Consider the following 18,820-nt stretch of genomic DNA (forward strand, 5'->3'; position numbering starts at 1 on the left):
ACAAATTCCCAAGCCTAGTTCTTGGAGGAACCAACGAGGAGGTGAACAGAATGCAAACTGCAATCTGGGTCATAATCGTTCTCGTTGTAGCTGCATTATTCTTTGGATTCGGTTATTTTATTCGTAAATCCCTTGCAGAAGCTAAGATTTCCAGTGCTGAGAAAGAAGCCGTAGTCATCGTAGAGAACGCGAAGAAAGAGGCAGAAGCACTGAAGAAGGAAACGGTACTTGAAGCTAAGGACGAGGTCCATAGAATCCGTACCGAAGCTGAAAAAGAAACTCGTGAACGTCGGAATGAAATCCAACGGCAAGAGAGACGTTTGCTGCAAAAGGAAGAATCGCTGGATAAAAAAATGGAATCGCTCGAACGAAAAGAAGAACAAGTAGCTAACAAAGAGAAACGAATTGACGAAACACAACAGCAAATTGACGTTATTTACAAGAATCAAGTTACTGAATTGGAACGTATCTCTAATCTGAGCATCGATGATGCCAGAAGTATCATTCTCAGCAATGTTGAGCAGGAAGTTCGCCATGAAACCGCTCAGATGATCAAGGAAATTGAGCAGCAGGCCAAAGAAGAAGCGGACAAAAAAGCCCGTGAAATTATTACCTTGGCGATCCAACGCTGTGCAGCTGATCATGTGGCGGAAACAACCGTGTCGGTCGTAACACTGCCTAATGAAGAGATGAAGGGCCGGATTATCGGCCGCGAAGGCCGTAATATTCGTGCACTGGAAACCCTCACTGGTATTGATCTCATCATTGATGATACTCCGGAAGCGGTTATTCTGTCAGGCTTTGATCCGATTCGCCGCGAAGTGGCCCGTACGGCACTTGAGAAGCTTGTAGCTGATGGGCGTATCCATCCGGCTCGGATCGAGGAAATGGTAGAGAAGTCCCGTAAGGAAGTGGATGAGCGGATTCGTGAATACGGTGAACAAGCTACCTTCGAGGTTGGCGTTCACGGATTGCATCCAGATCTGATCAAAATCCTGGGCCGTCTGAAATTCCGTACGAGCTATGGTCAAAATGTACTCAAGCACTCCATGGAGGTTGCTTATTTGACTGGACTGATGGCCGGTGAGCTTGGGGAAGACATCGTGCTTGCAAAACGCGCCGGACTGCTGCATGATATCGGCAAAGCGCTGGATCACGAAGTGGAAGGTTCGCACGTGGAAATTGGCGTCGAGCTGGCGAAGAAATACAAGGAACATCCAGTGGTTATCAACAGTATCGCATCCCATCACGGCGACTGCGAAGCTACTTCGGTTATTGCCATGCTGGTTGGAGCAGCTGATGCTTTGTCGGCCGCACGCCCTGGCGCACGCCGCGAAACCCTGGAAACGTATATCAAACGTCTGGAAAAGCTGGAGGAGATCTCCGAATCCTTCGAAGGTGTGGAGAAATCTTACGCCATTCAAGCGGGCCGCGAGGTACGCGTGATGGTGCAGCCTGAGAAGATTGACGATGCAGAAGCTTTCCGTCTGGCACGTGATATTACGAAGATGATCGAGAGTGAGCTGGATTATCCGGGTCATATCAAGGTTACAGTAATCCGCGAGACACGGGCTGTAGAATACGCAAAATAACCAAGGAAATCGGCCCCTCTGCGGGGCCTTTTTTCTTTCAGGAGGAGAATATCATTAAAGTACTTTTTATTGGTGACATTTGCGGGAATACAGGCAGAAAAGCGCTTCGCGAAATGCTGCCTTCCCTGAAGGATAAATATCAGCCGCATATTATTATCGTCAACGGCGAGAATGCTGCTGCCGGCCGGGGAATTACCTCTGCCATTGCCAATGAATTCTTCAATTGGGGAGTGCATGGCATTACGATGGGGAATCACACTTGGGACAACAAAGATATCTTTGAATTTATTGATGACGAGCCGCGCCTAATCCGTCCGGCTAATTTTCCTCCGGGAACGCCAGGCCGCGGGTACACGGTGATCAAAGCAAACGGCAAACAGCTCGCGATTGTCAATCTGCAGGGACGGACATTTTTGCCGGCCATTGATGATCCGTTCCGTATTGGTGAAGAGATTGTGGAAGAGCTTCGGCAGAAGCACAAATGCATCCTTGTTGATTTTCATGCTGAAGCAACGTCTGAGAAGATAGCGATGGGTTATTTCATGGATGGACTGGCTTCCATTGTGGTTGGAACGCACACCCATGTCCAGAGTAATGACGAGGTCATCCTGCCGGGAGGAACTGCATACTTGACAGATGCCGGGATGGTTGGTTCAAGAGAAGGAATTTTGGGTATGGAAAAGGATGCGGTGCTGTATAAATTTACTACTCAGCTTCCGGCAAGGTTTGTGGTGGATGAAGGCAAATGGATGCTGCATGGATTGTTCGCCGACCTTGACGAAGCTACGGGTAAAGCCACTCGTGTGGAGAAGATCCGGCTGCGCGAAGGCGAATGGGTAATGAGTTAAGCTGAATTACAATTAAATAGGGTTTTCGGGAAAAATCGTTGGTTTTGGGTAAAGTGTGATATTTATTATATCGAAAAAGAGTATCTTTTGTCCTAATTTCTCCGGAATGGTCCGCAAAAAGAAGGAATTAATTCTTCTAGCGCGAATAACATCTACAGTAGTGGAAGAACACCATCATTTTCCCAGGGGAGGTACTTACTATGGATGTATTAAAAGTATCAGCTAAATCCAATCCAAATTCCGTCGCCGGCGCGTTAGCGGGTGTTCTTCGTGAACGAGGAACGGCCGAGCTGCAAGCCATTGGAGCCGGAGCACTGAACCAAGCCGTCAAAGCAGTTGCCATTGCCCGGGGATTTGTTGCACCTAGCGGTGTAGATTTAATCTGCATCCCAGCTTTTACAGACATAGTGATTGATGGAGAGGATCGGACCGCGATTAAACTGATTGTAGAACCCAGATAATAAATAGTCTTAAGGGATGGGATTAACCATCCTCGTGAACTTTTGGAATGAACCTGTTTACTTCGGTAAGCAGGTTTTTTGCTGTATATAATTAATTTAGGATTCCAAGTCGGAGGATGGATTGTTGCAGCATATGCTTTGTAATAGTGCTTTGTAATAGACCTATAGCCAAAGCGAAAGCGAGGTTCATACAGGGATGAGGAACAGGAAAATGAAAGTGGCGGATTTTCACTGTGATGTGCTAAGCAAGCTGCAGGCATCTCCGGATATCGACTTTACGAAGGACAGCCGGCTGGATGTAACTCTGGAACGTTTGCTGGCGGGTGGTGTCGAACTGCAGATTTTTGCAATCTTTTTATCAGCGCAGCGGGAAAAAGTGAGCTTTGAACGAATTCTGGGACAAATTGAATCGTTCCGGGCACAAGTGGCCACTCCAGGCGGCCTGCAGTGGCTTCGCTGGAAGGAGGAGACAACGGAAATGGCTGATAGACCCACAGGATGGGGAATGCTCTCACTGGAAGGCGTGGACGGTCTGGAGGGCAACCTATTCTATGCGCAGTTATGCTTTGAGCTGGGTGTGCGTTTTATGGGCCTAACCTGGAATTATGCAAATTGGGCGGCGGACGGCGTACTGGAGCCACGGAATGGCGGTTTTACGGAACAGGGGCGCAGGCTGATTGAATGGTGCAACAGGAGCGGCATGCTGCTGGATGTATCGCATCTCGCGCCAGCTGGTTTCTGGGAGCTTGCGGAGCGGAATACACGCCCCTTTATTGCTTCGCATTCCAACGCTGCTGCAATATGTGGACATCCGCGCAATTTGAGTGACGAGCAGATTCGGGCGCTGGTGGCTATGGACGGGCGGATCGGGCTGACTTTTGTTCCTTGGTTTGTCCGGGATGGAGGAGGAGCGAAGGCTGAGGATGTGCTGCGTCATATCGAGCATGTCTGTTCTCTTGGCGGTTCCAGGCAGATTATGTTCGGGTCGGATTTTGACGGCATTGATGCCTGGGTAGAAGGCCTTGAGCATCCGGGGAAATATGCAGAATTCGCCGAGCTGCTGCTGGCACATTATCCTGAGGAAGACGTACGGGGGTGGCTGCACGGGAATGCACTGACATTTCTTGCAACAAATCTGCCGTCGAAACCAAGCCACCCTTGAACTGCAAGATTCAGCCGGTAAGTGGCGATTTTTTGACAATCCTGTTCCAATATCGCAAAATGCTGAAAAAAGATCTCTCTTTGTGAAGCGGATCTTTTTATTTTCAAAGAAATAGATGTATAATGTTCAATGGCTTGTACAGATACTAGAGAAAATACAAGGAGTGACATTACAATGAGCAAGACTGTACCCGTAGGTGTGTCGGCCCGACATATTCACCTTACGCAGGAGCATGTAGAAGCGTTATTTGGCCCAGGCTATCAATTGACTGAGTTCAAATCGCTTTCCCAAACCGGACAATTTGCAGCAAACGAGCAAGTAGCTGTGATTGGAACCAAAGGAAAATTTGACAAAGTCAGAATTCTTGGCCCTGTCCGTCCAGCATCACAGCTGGAAGTTTCCCGCACAGATGCATTCAGCCTTGGCGTGAAAGCCCCTGTCCGCGAATCCGGCCACATTGAAGGCACCCCAGGAATTACGATCAAAGGACCTGCCGGCGAAGTTGAGCTGGAAACAGGCGTCATCGTGGCAGCACGCCACATCCACTTCCATACTTCTGAAGCTGAAGCTTGGGGCATTGCCGACAAGCAATTGCTGAAGGTACGCCTTGGCGGCGAACGTGGTCTGGTACTTGAGAACGTGCTTGCACGCGTATCCGATAACTTCAAGCTTGACATGCATATCGACACCGACGAAGCTAATGCTGCAGGTGCCAATAATGGCGATACTGCTGAAATTGTAGATTAGTCTTAAACTTTCATAAGAGTGAAGGAGCGGGGGAGAATTCCTCCGCTTTTTTTGTGCTGCAACACCACTAGAAAATGGGTGAATCCAATGGCCTAAGTCTGTGTTCAACGCTGAGCCAAACGTCCTGAGCGGCCGCAAACAGATCGGTTTAGTGTATGAAAAGATCGGATTTTTAAATGTTCAGGGGTACCGGCAAATGGTAGTATCGATTTGAAGCTGTAACTTTCTGGTAAAACATTTCATAGAGCTCAATTGAACTGGATCTCGAAGGGAGCGGGTGCAGCGGGGAGTGTAAGCAGTAGGAATTTCGTAGCTGGAGTAGCAAAAGAAGAAGCATCTGGTTTGTTTTTGGAAAGCGGTTACACTTCGAGCGAGTGATCCAAAGGCTTTTAAAAATTGAAAGCGGGTGAATCACAGAAGATGAGTAGAAATCGTAAGAGCAACCATACGGTGATGCTTCTTTTATCATGGGTGATGATATGTTCCACTTTGTTTCCGGCGCTTGTGTATGGGGCTGAGCAGGGGGATAGTGCATCGGTGCAGGCCTCGCAGCTGGAGCTACGGTATGATTTTGGTACGGCATCAAGTCCGGTAATGGAAGGATACACTGCTGTTCATGAAGCTTTGCTGTACACCAGAGAGCTGGGATATGGTCTAGACCAGGCTGTGGCCTCCAGAAACAGTTCGGGGGGTGACGGGTTAAGCAATGATTTTGTGTTGGGTACGTCCTACTCTTTTCTGGTAGATGTGCCGAACGGAGAGTATGATGTCACTGTCTATTCCGGGGATATGCTTACGGGTACCAGCACTACCCAAACCACGTTTACCCTGGAAGGAGCCGCGGCCGGAACGATTACCAGTAAGCAGAAGGTGAATCAGTCGGACTACCATACCACAGTGCTCGATGGGCAATTGACCTTAGGGGTGTCAGGAACGGGGGCTGGCGGGTATTTAAACGGTCTTGTTATTCAAAAGGCGAGTGCTCAGCCCCCTTCGGCACCGGAAGGACTTACGGTTACTGCTGTGGACGGATCAAGCGTCTCGCTTCACTGGAACACCGTTACGAATGCGGTCTATTACGAGGTCTATCGAAGCGGCGAGACAGGCAGTGCGGTTCAGCAGCTGGGATCGACGGCGGATACAAGTTATACGGACAAAGAAGTTGTTGAAGGTGGTCACTACTCCTATTTTGTAACCGCTATTAATGATAAAGGCGTGGAGTCGCAACTTAGTGGTCCGGTCATTGTGGAGAGCACGAATGACACACCGCCTGCCCCGCTGCCGCAGGGAAACGAATATGCCCTTGATTTCGGGCCGGGTGCCGCAGCAGACGGTTATTTGAAGGTCGAGGTCGGGACTGCCTACTCCGAGGACAGCAAATATGGATTCACGGATACGTCCAAAGTAAGCGGAGCTGACAGAGGCACGGCGGATGCTTTAAGAACGGATTTTGTAGTCGTTAAGGACTCAGGGTTCAATATCGATGTGCCGAATGGTGATTATACGGTATCTCTGATTGCCGGTGACAGCGGCGGCGGTACGAATGTGGCTATCCGTGTAGAAAACATGCAGAAAGTACAGCTTACCAGCAAGAATGCGGGAGAGTATTTGGAAATGAGCTTCGATATTGCGCTGGTCGACGGACAGATGAATTTCGTATTTACCGGCACGAGACCCGTACTCAATGCGCTTGTGATCAAAAAACAGCCTGAACGCACAGCCGGTGAGAAGCCTACGGTATACATTGCCGGGGATTCTACTGTACAGACCTATGATCCGTACTGGAAGCCACAGGCGGGCTGGGGTCAGATGCTTGGCAAATTTTTTACCACAGCGGTTGAGTTCAATAATCATGCCATTGGGGGGCGCAGCTCGAAGTCCTTCATTGTGGAAGGCAGGTTGGATGAGATACTCCGGGAGATTAAGCCGGGTGACTATTTTCTCGTACAGTTTGGACATAACGATTCTACGATCAGCGTGCCTGATCGTTATGCTTCACCAGCTGATTACAAAAATTATCTGAAAACCTACGTTCAAGGCACCAGGCAGCGTGGGGCTACGCCGATTCTGCTGACGCCAATGGGCCGCCGGGATTATAACGCTGAGAAGGGCCAATTTAATGTCAGCTTCCTGGAATACGTGCAGGCGATGAAAGAGGTCGCCACTGAGCTTAACGTAGAGCTGGTAGATCTAAGCTCGCGCAGTGTGGCTTATTACAACTCAATCGGATTTGAAGCTACGCGGGCTGTATTCCTATATACGGACCCGGGTGTTTATGCGGCTTTTCCGGCTGGATCGAGTGACAATACCCATTTCCAGGAATATGGGGCCATTCAAATGGCCCGCCTGATTGCCGGAGGCATCGCGGCTCTGGACATCCCGTTATCTGGAGAGGTCCGGGAGAGTGAACCCCCTGCTGCAGTTCCGGTGAAGCCCACAGGCCTGGCGGCCGGCAGTGTCAGTAATGCAGGTGCCGTATTGAAATGGAATGCAGTAGAAGGGGCAGATATCTACAAAATCTACCGCAAACTGGCTTCAGCCGATCCATCTGCTTATACCATGATTGGCTCTGCCACAGTTTCATCGATTTCAGTAGGCGGGATGGCTGAAGGCCAGAGCTATACAGTGAGAGTGACAGCAGTCAACGGACGGGGGGAATCGGAACCCTCCGATCCGCTGACACTTACTACGAAGCAGTCCCGGTACCGTTATGATTTTGGACCTGCCGGTTCACCAGTCGCTGCAGGTTACACTGAAGTGAACCGAAGCGTACTTTATACGCCGGAGCTGGGTTATGGCCTGACTTCAAGCGCCGGGATGAGCGACCGTGACCGTGGGGAAGGGACGGATGCGCTGCGCCGGGATTTCGTCATTTATTTTGGCGGGTCCTATGAATTCAAGGTAGATATGCCGAATGGTTATTACTCCGTCAAGACATATACCGGTGACTGGACCGGATCTACCAAAACAAACGTATCGATCGAAGGGAAAGATTATGGAACCATTTCTTCCGGTAAAGGGAGTATAGCCGAGAAGGAGTACAGCCAGATTTCCATCAAAGACGGCCAGATGAATCTGGTGTTCAGTGGTACGACCGCTCATCTTAACGGAGTAGAGATTACACCACTAATGCTGGCGCCGGCGAATCTCAAGCTGGATCAGCTGGATCTTCACCATGATCCGGTAACAACAACCCTTTCCTGGGCAGGTATCGACGGGGCCGCTAAATATAGGGTGTACCGAAAGGCCACAGTAGCTGAGAGTGCAGAGCTTCTGGGGGAAACAGCTAGTCTGACCTTTACAGACTCTACAGCCGATATTGGGATGGATTACCAGTACTCCGTTACTGCGCTGGACAGCACCGGACTGGAGTCGGTGGCTTCCAACCTTCTGCTGGTATCAATGATTGACCCATCCGTAGCCAAAGCTGCTGTTCCAAGCGGTCTGGAGCTGCAGGCCGTACACAAAAATGATGTTAGCTTCCGTTGGAACCAAGCTGGGGATGCCAAAATGTTCAATGTGTACCGGTCAAAATCCGCTGGCGGCGAATATGTCCTGATTGGCAAGACGAAGATGGCGTCTTATACGGACCGTACCATTCTAAGTACGATTCCCTATTATTATAAAGTGGCCTCCGTCAATGCGGGTGGAATTTCCGGGCTGTCCGCTATGCTGGAGACCCCGATTGTAACCACACTCTTCCGCAATATGGAAAACCTGGACCGTGCGGCGGTTGCGGTCAAGACGAATGAAGGAATGTATCTCAGCTGGCGGATGCTGGGGCTTGATCCCGATTCGATAGCTTTCAATGTGTACCGTGATGGAAAAAAAGTAAATGTAAAACCGCTGACAAGCAGTACGAATCTGCTTGATGCGAAGGGAACAGTGGACTCCAAATATATATTAAAAGCCGTATTAAATGGTGCAGAGCAATCCGCTTCGGAAGTATTCGGTGTATGGCAGCAGCAGTATCTGTCTGTGCCGCTCCAGAAGCCTGCAGATGATTATACGAAGGACGGCCAGCCTTACACCTACAATGCCGGAGACGCGAGTGTAGGGGATCTGGATGGTGACGGGAAATATGAGATTGTCATGCTATGGTCACCTTCGAACAGCAAGGACAACTCTCAGGCAGGCTACACAGGCATTGTCTATATGGATGCCTACAAAATGGACGGAACCCGTCTCTGGCGGATTAACCTTGGACGGAATATCCGTGCTGGGGCCCATTATTCCCCGTTCATGGTCTATGATCTGGACAGTGACGGCCGTGCAGAGGTGATGCTCAAAACCGCAGACGGCACGATCGATGGCCAAGGTGCAGTGATTGGTGATGCCGCGGCGGATTACCGTAACAGCAGCGGTTACGTGCTGCTCGGGAATGAATATCTGACCGTATTCGATGGGATGACGGGCCGGGCAGTAGATACGGTGGAGTATGACCCGCCACGCGGCGATGTGAGCGGATGGGGCGACGCATACGGCAACCGTGTGGACCGGTTTTTGGCGGCGGTGGCCTATCTGGACGGTGAGCACCCCAGTGTGATTTTTAGCCGTGGTTATTATACGCGGACGGTGCTGGCTGCCTATAACTACAAGGATGGTAAACTGAGCAAGGTATGGCGGTTTGATTCTAGTGACGAAGGGAATGGGGAATACACGGGCCAGGGCAACCACAACTTATCCATAGGTGATGTGGACCGGGACGGCAAGGATGAAATTACGTTCGGGGCCATGGCGATTGATGATGACGGCCAGCCGCTGTATAACACAAAGCTCGGTCATGGCGATGCCATTCACTTCGGGGATCTGGACCCGGCAAGACCGGGCCTGGAGGTTTTTGATGTACATGAGCATGTAGATTCCAAATATGGCATAGAAATGCGTGACGCGGCAACCGGCGAAGCGCTGTGGGGTGTGTATACAGGTATTGATACAGGCCGGGGGATGTCGGCAGACATTGATCCGAATCATTTGGGAGAAGAGGTCTGGGCGGCAACCATTACTAACGGGCAGCAAATTCCGGTCACCGGAATATACAGCGCCAAGGGGGAACTGATAAGCAATACGCTGCCTTCTTCAACGAACTTCGGGGTATGGTGGGATGGCGATCTTTTGCGGGAGCTGATGGATGACAACCGGGTGGATAAATGGGACTATGCGAATCAGACGACAGGCAATCTGTTAAAAGCCGTGGGAGCGGCCTCGAACAACGGGACAAAAGCCAATCCCAGCCTGCAAGCAGACCTGTATGGCGACTGGCGCGAGGAAATCATGTGGCGTTCCGCCGATAGCACGGATCTGCGGATATACACCACCACAATGCTGACCGATTACCGGATCCGTACGCTGATGCAAGATCCGGTCTACCGCCTGGCGGTGGCCTGGCAGAACGTAGGCTATAATCAGCCGCCGCATCCGGGCTTTTATCTGGGGACGGGAATGGAGGCGCCACCGGCACCGGCTATCCAGATCGTAGGCGGTCCGCAGAAGGCGACGGGTGTACCCGGGAAGCTGGTGCTGTCCAGCAATAGCGGTTATGACACCGGACTGCAGGATGGCGATTACCAAATCACAATGAATCTGTGGTGGGGCAACAACGGAACCAGCTATAAGCTGTACGAGAACGGCAAGTTGATTGATGTCAAGGCTTTTGCCGATCACTCCCCGGAGGCGCAAAATGCGGTGACCAATCTGACTGGAAAAGCAAACGGGACTTATACCTACACTGCAGAGCTTATCAATTCTTGGGGAACAACGGTTTCCAGTCCGCTTGTGGTAACGGTGAAAGACGCGGCTCCTGGCGTTCCGGTGTTATCAAATGATAATTGGGATGGTGACGGGAATTATAATGTGACTATGAATCTATGGTGGGGAATGAATGCGACAATTTACCGTCTTTATGAAAATGGTGTCTTGGTCGATACGCAGCCTCTAAGCGCAAATACGCCAAATGCCCAGTCAGCCGTGACATCTGTATTGAACCGCACAGCAGGCGTGTATGAATATCGTGCGGAGCTGGTCAACAGCTCTGGCACAAGCGAGAGTGTAATTATGAAGGTTACGGTCCAATAGAAGGATCATATGGACCTCCAGCATCGATAGGATGCGGAGGTTCTTTTTTTGTAACAAACATGAAACAAGAGTTCCTCTAAATTAGCTCCAATTCCATAACCTCAATGGGCGGGGTTATTTTATATGCGGATATGTGGTATCATTATGTGTTATGACTTACAACTGCGCTATGTGGAGACGCAGGAATAAGCTGAATACTGTTCGTTCATGAACTGAAAATATATGTATTGATAATTAAGGAGACAACATGACTTTTAATGATTTGAATTTGATCCCCGCGATCCTCAAGGCTTTGAGCCAGGAAAATTATACATCCCCCACCCCAATTCAGGAGGAGTCCATCCCTGCGGCATTGGCCGGCAGAGACGTCCTTGGCTGTGCACAGACCGGAACAGGCAAAACAGCCGCGTTCTCATTGCCAATTATCCAGTTGTTAAGCCAGCAGCCTTCTGTAACTGGCGGCAAACGCCGGATTCGTTCGCTGATTCTCACACCTACCAGAGAGCTTGCTTTGCAAATCTCGGAAAATATTCAGGCCTATAGCAAATTCACCAGCATCCGTTCAACAGCTATTGTCGGCGGTGTATCGCAAAAAGCGCAGGAGCGCGCATTAAGCCAGGGTGCAGATATTCTGATTGCTACACCAGGACGGCTGATCGATCTGATCAACCAGAAGCATGTCGATCTGCAATATGTGCAGATTCTTGTACTGGACGAAGCAGACCGCATGCTCGACATGGGCTTCATTCATGATGTGAAGCGGATTATTGCCAAAATGCCAGCCAAAAAACAAACCCTGTTCTTCTCGGCTACGATGCCGACAGAAATTTCGAATTTGATCAAAACACTGCTGGTGAACCCGGTGAAAATCGAAATAACCCCGGTTTCCTCCACTGTGGATAGAATTGAGCAGTCGATCTATCTGCTGGAGAACGGCAATAAGCAGAATCAGTTGAACCGTCTGCTGCAGGACAAATCGATTGTGTCTGCACTGGTCTTCACCCGCACAAAACGCGGAGCTGACCGGGTGACCCGCGATTTGACCCGAATTAACATTACCGCCCAAGCGATTCATGGTAACAAGTCCCAGAATGACCGCCAGAATGCGCTGCGCAACTTCAAGAGCGGGGCTACACGCGTGCTTGTTGCTACGGACATTGCCGCCCGCGGGATTGACATTGATGAGCTGTCGCATGTCATCAACTTCAATCTGCCGAACATTCCGGAAACCTATGTTCACCGTATCGGCCGCACCGGCCGTGCCGGTATGAGCGGAATTGCCATTTCTCTATGCGAAGCCGAAGAAATCCCGTACCTTAAGGATATCCAGAAGCTGATCGGCAAGACGATTCCGGAAGTGAAGGACCATGCGTACCCAATGTCCAAAAGTGCTCAGGCTCTGCTGAATGAACGCCCGGCCAAAGCCCCGGCGAAACCGGCGGCCAAGCCGAAGACCAATCCGGCGCGCAAGCCGAAGTCGGAGTGGTTCACGCAAGGTAACCGTCCGGGTAACAGTTCCGGTGGAAGTAAGAGCAGTGCGGGTAGCAAACCAAGCGCGGATGCGGGCCGCAAATCAGCAGCAGGAGCAAGACCTGGAAGTGCTGCCGCCAGCGGAGCCGGTTATAACGGCAGACCGGGCGAGCGGAACGGCTCCGGTCAGAGCAGCAGACCTGCAACCGGTCAGGCTGGCAGATCAGGCAACAACCACAGCAACCGTCCAAGCAGCAGACCTGCTGCCAAAGCAGGCAGATCGCAATAAACTGCGGCCTTGCGAATACAATATAAGCCTCTCCTAACGGAGGCACAAATACCAACAAGAACCGCCAGGGTGCAGTCAGAGACTGTCCTTGGCGGTTCTTGTTGTGCGGCATATTATATCAGTTATCGAACAAGTGCTACCCGGCCAGATAAGCTCCCAATTCCTCACGCAGCTCGGAGCTGATTGGGGTCATTGGCAGGCGGAGTGTATCCGAGGAGATTTCTCCATAGGCATTAAGCAGCCACTTGATCGGAGCGGGATTGGATTCCTTGAAGAGAAGCTTCATCAGCGGGATGAGCCTGTCAAATTCTGCTCTGGCCTCTTCAATCTTTCCATTTCGGAACTGCTCGTAGATCCCCAGGTACTTCGCAGTATGGACATTGGCCGAGGCCAACATACCACCGGCGGCTCCACAGCCCAGCATCTCGAAGAAATGGAGGTCATCACCGCACAGCACCGGCTTCGAGCCCAGGCGGGACAGCTCAGAGACGAGCAGCGGCGAACCAGAGCAATCTTTTAAACCGACAACATTATTCATTTCCAGGATTGTTCGTGCCGTATCGATGGTCATACCGACTCCAGCGCGGCCCGGAATATCATAAGCCATGACAGGTATACCTACCTCGGCAGCTTTGCGGAAATGCTCAATAATGCCTTGCTGGGAAGGGCGGCTGTAATAGGGTACTACAACCAGTACAGCATCAGCGCCGGAGTTTGCGGCCATTTCGGTGCGGGCTACCGTGGATGCGGTGTCATTGGTCCCTGTGCCAATAACCAGTGGAATCGAGCTCGATTTCAATAGCTCTCTTGAAGTGTTCACGAGGGTCTGTAGCTCCTGTATGTTGACTGTCGGCGATTCTCCAGTGGTTCCATTGACGACCAGACCATGAATACTGTTCTTGATGATGTTGTTCACATAGCGCTGATACGATTCCAGATCGATCTCTCCAGCTGTATTGAACGGGGTTACCACGGGAACATAGATTCCATAAATCTGTTCTTCTGTTAACATGAATATCGGCCTCCAAAATGTTGAAATCCTTTTATCTTACTGTAGCATGGAATATTCCATCGGCGTTAGCTATAATAAATGATGTGGGTTATCAATAATATTGATGTTGGGGTGAACTTATGGATTTAACATATATGCGGACCTTTCGTGAGGTCGCAAAGCGGCAAAGCTTTACCCGGGCGGCTGAAGAGCTGGGTTACGCACAGTCCAGTGTGACCATGCAGATCCAGAAGATTGAGAAGGAATACGGGGTTCCGCTGATGGAGCGGCATGGGCGGGTACTACGCCTGACCCCACCTGGAGAAGAGCTGCTCAAGCTGTTCGTGGAGATTCTGGATTTATATGACCGCTCCAAAGAAACGATTGCCCAGCAGATTGGAGGAACCTTGACGATTGGGACGATAGATTCGTTGGCCGCCTTTTACCTGCCACCTTTTCTACAGCAGCTTCGGACAACGTTTCCGGGGTTAAATATTCATCTGCAAACCGAACAGGAAGCCAATCTGGTGGCCAAAATTAGAGATGGCGAGGTGGATATCGGCTTGATGCTGGACCGCAGCACAGCAGATACGCAGCTTGAGCGTATGATCATCAGGGATGAGCCGCTGGTGCTGGTGGCACCAAAGGGGCACGCGCTGGCAAGACTGGACCAAGTGACACTGCAGGATTTGAATAAATGCGAGCTGATCGTCTCAGAGGAGAGCTGTATCTACCGCAGTCTGTTCGAGAATCTGCTGCGCGAGCATGGAATAAACTTCCGTATCGGCTTTGAGCTGTCCAATCTGGAGGCCATTAAGCGCTGCGTACGCAATGGGCTCGGTATTGCCCTGCTTCCGAGAATCGTAGCTGAAGAAGAGATTGAACGCGGAACGCTGGCCGAGCTTCCGTTTGTGCATCCCGAAATCCACTTCGATCTGCAGCTGCTTATCCATCCGAAGAAGTGGAAATCGCTGCCGCTGCAATCCCTGATACAGATGCTGCTAGCGGATGCTCAGGCGAAGGCTGTAGCGTTGTGAGATTGTGGGTAGGTAAGTGAAGATAGTCTGGCTAGGGTATATATCAAAAAAAGGTTGGATAAGACTCAGGAGTCTTTCCAACCTTTTTTGTCTTCGCTGGTTTAATATCGGGATAGACTGAAACACTGCGATAATACTGAATTTAGGGTTTCGTGATCATATTTTTGCCTGCGTAAGTTGCCTTCCAAAATCTTGTGAGCCCATGCCAAGCATGTATAGTAATGAGCAGGTTCATGCACCCGTATTCTAAAATTGCAAAAATCCAAGTGAGTCTGGTACTCCTCAGCGGTGGGTTCAATGTCGAGCAGACGTAATTGATCTCTGCGGATGCGTTCTGATTGTATGACTTGCACTTGTTGGTGAGTATTGGAAATCTGATTGGAATGTTGTCTGTACATGAGCAACACTTCAGGAAGATTAACCACCTGTGTAACTGCCGATAATCGGTTCCATATTTCGTAATCTTCAGCATGAACATAATTCAAATACTTGATCCCATGGTCCTCTAGTACGGATTTGCGGATCATCACCGTTGGATGCACAATCGTACATTGGAATAACTGCCAGCATCTGATCTCCTCATGATGTAACGGTTTCGTGGTAATAGCATCTAAACCTAACAAATAAACCTGAGAGCCGCAAACGCCGCAGTCCTGATGGATGTCCATGTAATTCATTTGGCGTTCAAAGCGGTGAGGCAATGCGATATCATCTCCATCCATACGGGCAATGTACTCCCCTGTACATAAATCGATGCCTTGATTTAACGTCTCGATTAATCCAACATTTCTTGAATGTGTAATCAATTTAATTCTACGGTCATCAAATTTTCTAATAATATCTAAGGTTCCATCCGTAGATCCGTCATCCATAATTAGTAATTCGAAATCTGTATACGTTTGAGTTAAAATACTGCAAATAGATTCTTCAATATAGGGGGCCATATTAAAAACTGGCATAAGAACGGATATTTTGGTCAATATCTACACCGCCCATCTTCTTTTCTAAAATTATTGTATGTGAGATTTGAGGTGCATGACCTGCATATCTGACTAATTCGCCTGAATATAGGCCTTACAGTCCAAACCCTTTTCTCTCTGTGTAATTAAATATAGTAAATGATGCAGGAGGGGATTGGGCATGAACTATAATCAGATCAAAGGGACTTACGATGTCATCTTTAGTTTAGGGGCGAATTGCTTACCTGCAGATCAATTATCACGGCATATGCTGAGGAAGATCGGAGGCGTTCTGGACTGGGTGGAGTCACCTGCACTGTCAGGGGTAAGCCATCTTTTACGGAACCGGTTTTTGAATTATATGGAATTACCGAATTTGGCGATTACAGGTATCAATGACAAGGCTGGGTGCTATATTGTGCGGGATGCTGCATACTATATCTTCTCTCATCATGACTTTCCGCTGAATCAGAATACACCTGTTCAACTGGTGAGTTACCCCGAGCTTAGAGAGAAAGTTAGCCGGCGTGTTCCACGGTTTCTGGATACCCTTAAGAACGCTAACCGAATTTTATTTATCCGTACTGAAGGAACTATACATGAAACGGCGGAACTGCTGGATGTTCTACAACAGTTGGTCCCCGGTGAATTCAACTTGCTAGTGATTAATCATGCTCCGGTAGACTATATGGTTGAAACTCCATGGCCATTTCAGAATGTGTGCGCCCTGCAAATCCCGAAGGTACCTGATGAGTTTCACGATAATGATGAACTTTGGAAAAATATATTGGACGGATTCTCGGTCCGCTAGCTAAGTATTTGCAGCAATATATTGACATCAAAAACGGGAATATGGTATATAAAAGGAAGTGTTAGCACTCCTTGCAATGGAGTGCTAATCTTCCGGACACTATATGAGGTTATTTTTGAAAGGAGATTTACTTATTCATGGCTAAAAAAGAGTTCAAAGCTGAATCCAAAAGATTGCTGGAAATGATGATTAACTCCATCTATACGCAGCGCGAGATTTTTCTGCGGGAACTGATTTCGAATGCAAGCGATGCCATTGACAAAATCTATTACAAAGCACTGGCCGACGAAGGTCTGGTGTTCAATAAAGAGGATTATTACATTAAAGTGACTGCGGACAAGGCAAGCCGTACACTAACGATCTCCGATACAGGCATCGGGATGACCCAGGAAGAGCTGGAGAACAACCTGGGGATTATCGCGAACAGCGGGTCGTTTGCTTTTAAGAAGGATAATGAAGCAAAAGACGGCCACAACATCATCGGGCAGTTCGGGGTTGGCTTCTATTCCGCTTTTATGGTGGCAGACGATGTGACTGTAGTCAGCAAGGCGCTGGGCAGCGACCAGGCCTTCAAGTGGGAGTCCCAGGGAGCTGACGGATATACGATTGAGCCCGCCGAGAAGGATGCCATTGGAACTGAAATTACACTCAAGATCAAATCGAATACAGAGGATGACAACTACGACGAGTTCCTGGAAGAATACCGCCTGAAATCGATCATCAAGAAATATTCTGACTTCATCCGTTTCCCGATCAAGATGGACATCACCGGCAGCAAGCCGAAGGAAGGCAGCGAAGGGGAGTTCGAGGAAACGAAGGAAGAGCAAACCGTCAACAGCATGGTGCCGATCTGGCGCAAGAACAAAAATGAGCTGACCGACGAGGATTACAATAACTTTTACACAGAGAAACGCTACGGCTTCGACAAGCCGCTCAAGCATATTCACATCAGTGCCGACGGCGCGGTGGTCTATAATGCGATCCTGTTCATTCCGGAGAACACACCGTTCGATTATTACACCAAGGAATATGAAAAAGGCCTGGAGCTGTACTCTAACGGCGTGCTGATTATGAATAAATGTGCTGACCTGTTGCCGGATTATTTCAGCTTCGTCAAAGGGATGGTGGATTCCGAGGATCTGTCACTGAACATCTCCCGTGAGATGCTGCAGCATGACCGCCAGCTGACGCTGATTGCCAAGAACATCAAGAGCAAGATCAAGAGCCAGCTTCTGAGCCTGCTCAAGGATGAGAGAGAGCAATATGAGAAGTTCTACACTTCGTTTGGCAGACAGCTGAAGTTCGGGGTCTACAATGACTATGGCATGGAAAAAGAAACCCTCCAGAATCTGCTGATGTTCTACTCTTCCAAGGAGAAGAAGCAGGTTACGCTGGCCGAATATGTGGAAAGAATGCCGGAAGACCAGAAGTATATCTACTATGCTTCCGGGGAATCGGTGGAACGGATCGAGAAGCTGCCTCAGACTGAGATGGTATCGGACAAGGGTTACGAAATTCTCTACTTCACTGACGATATCGATGAATTTGCGATCAAGATGATCATGTCCTATAAGGAAAAGGAATTCAAAAACGTATCCAGCGGCGACTTGGGTATTGAAGAGAATGCAGAGGACAAGCCATCCGAAGCAGAAGAGAATGAGAACAAGGAACTGTTCGAAGCAATGCAGGGCATTCTGTCCGGCAAAGTGAAGGCAGTCAAAGCGTCCAAGCGGCTGAAATCCCATCCGGTCTGCCTGTCCACAGAGGGCGAGCTCACGATTGAGATGGAGAAAATCCTCAAAGCCATGCCGAACGGCCAGGAAGTACAGGCGGATAAAGTGCTGGAGATCAACATTCATCATGATGTCTTCAAATCGCTGAAAGCTGCTGCAGAAGGGGACAAGGAGAAACTTGGCCTGTATACGAATCTGCTATACAACCAGGCACTGTTGATCGAAGGCCTCCAAGTGAACGATCCCGTGCAGTTCACCAACGATATTTGCAAAATCATGGTATAATCTGCAGCGGCTTCGCCCTGCTATATAAAATCCAACCCGCTTCCGGTCTGACCGGAGCGGGTTTTTGCGTGCGCCTCACAGTCGCACTATCTAGGTGGTTCAAATCCACCCGGTGACTTTACCCTTTAAAGTGCCGTAGCCGAAGCAGACTTCCGGCAACCGAAGGTTGCCGGAAGGGCAGGGTGTCTTCCGTAAGGAAGAATCCGAAGGGCCTGCAGGCAAAGTCCAGCCCGGAATGCAGTGAACCAGAGGTGGCGGCGATGCTGGGTGACCCGCCGTAAAAACGGGGAAACCTATACGAAATCGTATATCTTACAGGAAAACACACAAAGGGAAATGACCTGCAAGACTCATCGACGT

The 18,820-nt window shown here is 49.6% G+C and carries 13 protein-coding genes; 10 read left to right on the top strand and 3 right to left on the bottom strand.

From position 1 onward, the window contains the following. Window positions 1-50: 50 nt before the first annotated feature. The 7 genes from rny to A3844_RS14305 all read left to right on the top strand — a co-directional run bounded on the left by rny (window position 51) and on the right by A3844_RS14305 (window position 12,644). Window positions 51-1,592, top strand: a complete 1,542-nt coding sequence (gene rny / locus A3844_RS14275; RefSeq protein WP_074088215.1) for a ribonuclease Y — start codon at window positions 51-53, stop codon at window positions 1,590-1,592. 53 nt (window positions 1,593-1,645) lie between these two features. After that, window positions 1,646-2,440, top strand: coding sequence for a TIGR00282 family metallophosphoesterase (locus A3844_RS14280; RefSeq protein ID WP_074088234.1), 795 nt, complete (start codon window positions 1,646-1,648; stop codon window positions 2,438-2,440). Between the two features lie 200 nt (window positions 2,441-2,640). Then, entirely contained in the window at window positions 2,641-2,901 is a 261-nt protein-coding gene (locus tag A3844_RS14285; RefSeq protein WP_036656334.1) for a stage V sporulation protein S, read from the top strand. Between the two features lie 196 nt (window positions 2,902-3,097). Beyond that, complete coding sequence (locus A3844_RS14290) at window positions 3,098-4,063, top strand: dipeptidase (RefSeq protein ID WP_074107715.1); 966 nt, start codon at window positions 3,098-3,100, stop codon at window positions 4,061-4,063. Window positions 4,064-4,237: 174 nt separating this feature from the next. Continuing rightward, complete coding sequence (gene pduL, locus A3844_RS14295) at window positions 4,238-4,810, top strand: phosphate propanoyltransferase (protein ID WP_074088217.1); 573 nt, start codon at window positions 4,238-4,240, stop codon at window positions 4,808-4,810. Between the two features lie 420 nt (window positions 4,811-5,230). Then, window positions 5,231-10,885, top strand: coding sequence for a rhamnogalacturonan lyase family protein (locus A3844_RS33750; protein ID WP_074107716.1), 5,655 nt, complete (start codon window positions 5,231-5,233; stop codon window positions 10,883-10,885). A 247-nt stretch (window positions 10,886-11,132) separates the two neighbouring features. Next, complete coding sequence (locus tag A3844_RS14305; RefSeq protein ID WP_074107717.1) at window positions 11,133-12,644, top strand: DEAD/DEAH box helicase; 1,512 nt, start codon at window positions 11,133-11,135, stop codon at window positions 12,642-12,644. A 136-nt stretch (window positions 12,645-12,780) separates the two neighbouring features. Here the strand turns inward: A3844_RS14305 and dapA are convergent, their stop codons facing one another. After that, complete coding sequence (gene dapA, locus A3844_RS14310) at window positions 12,781-13,656, bottom strand: 4-hydroxy-tetrahydrodipicolinate synthase (protein WP_074107718.1); 876 nt, start codon at window positions 13,654-13,656, stop codon at window positions 12,781-12,783. Between the two features lie 119 nt (window positions 13,657-13,775). Between dapA and A3844_RS14315 the strand changes: the two genes are divergently transcribed. Continuing rightward, window positions 13,776-14,672: a LysR family transcriptional regulator gene (locus A3844_RS14315; RefSeq protein ID WP_074107719.1), complete on the top strand. Its 897-nt coding sequence runs from the start codon at window positions 13,776-13,778 to the stop codon at window positions 14,670-14,672. A 101-nt stretch (window positions 14,673-14,773) separates the two neighbouring features. Here the strand turns inward: A3844_RS14315 and A3844_RS14320 are convergent, their stop codons facing one another. Further along, window positions 14,774-15,652, bottom strand: coding sequence for a glycosyltransferase family 2 protein (locus A3844_RS14320; protein ID WP_074107720.1), 879 nt, complete (start codon window positions 15,650-15,652; stop codon window positions 14,774-14,776). Window positions 15,653-15,812: 160 nt separating this feature from the next. Here A3844_RS14320 and A3844_RS14325 point away from each other — a divergent pair, with 160 nt between their 5' ends. Further along, window positions 15,813-16,442, top strand: coding sequence for a DUF1796 family putative cysteine peptidase (locus A3844_RS14325; RefSeq protein ID WP_074103358.1), 630 nt, complete (start codon window positions 15,813-15,815; stop codon window positions 16,440-16,442). Between the two features lie 137 nt (window positions 16,443-16,579). Beyond that, complete coding sequence (htpG, locus tag A3844_RS14330) at window positions 16,580-18,460, top strand: molecular chaperone HtpG (RefSeq protein ID WP_074107721.1); 1,881 nt, start codon at window positions 16,580-16,582, stop codon at window positions 18,458-18,460. 118 nt (window positions 18,461-18,578) lie between these two features. Here the strand turns inward: htpG and A3844_RS33115 are convergent. Beyond that, window positions 18,579-18,820, bottom strand: a 242-nt coding sequence (locus A3844_RS33115; RefSeq protein ID WP_208619429.1) for a hypothetical protein, incomplete at its 5' end; no start/stop codon positions are given.

The organism is Paenibacillus helianthi (assembly GCF_001909055.1).
Taxonomy (GTDB): domain Bacteria; phylum Bacillota; class Bacilli; order Paenibacillales; family Paenibacillaceae; genus Paenibacillus_AQ; species Paenibacillus_AQ helianthi.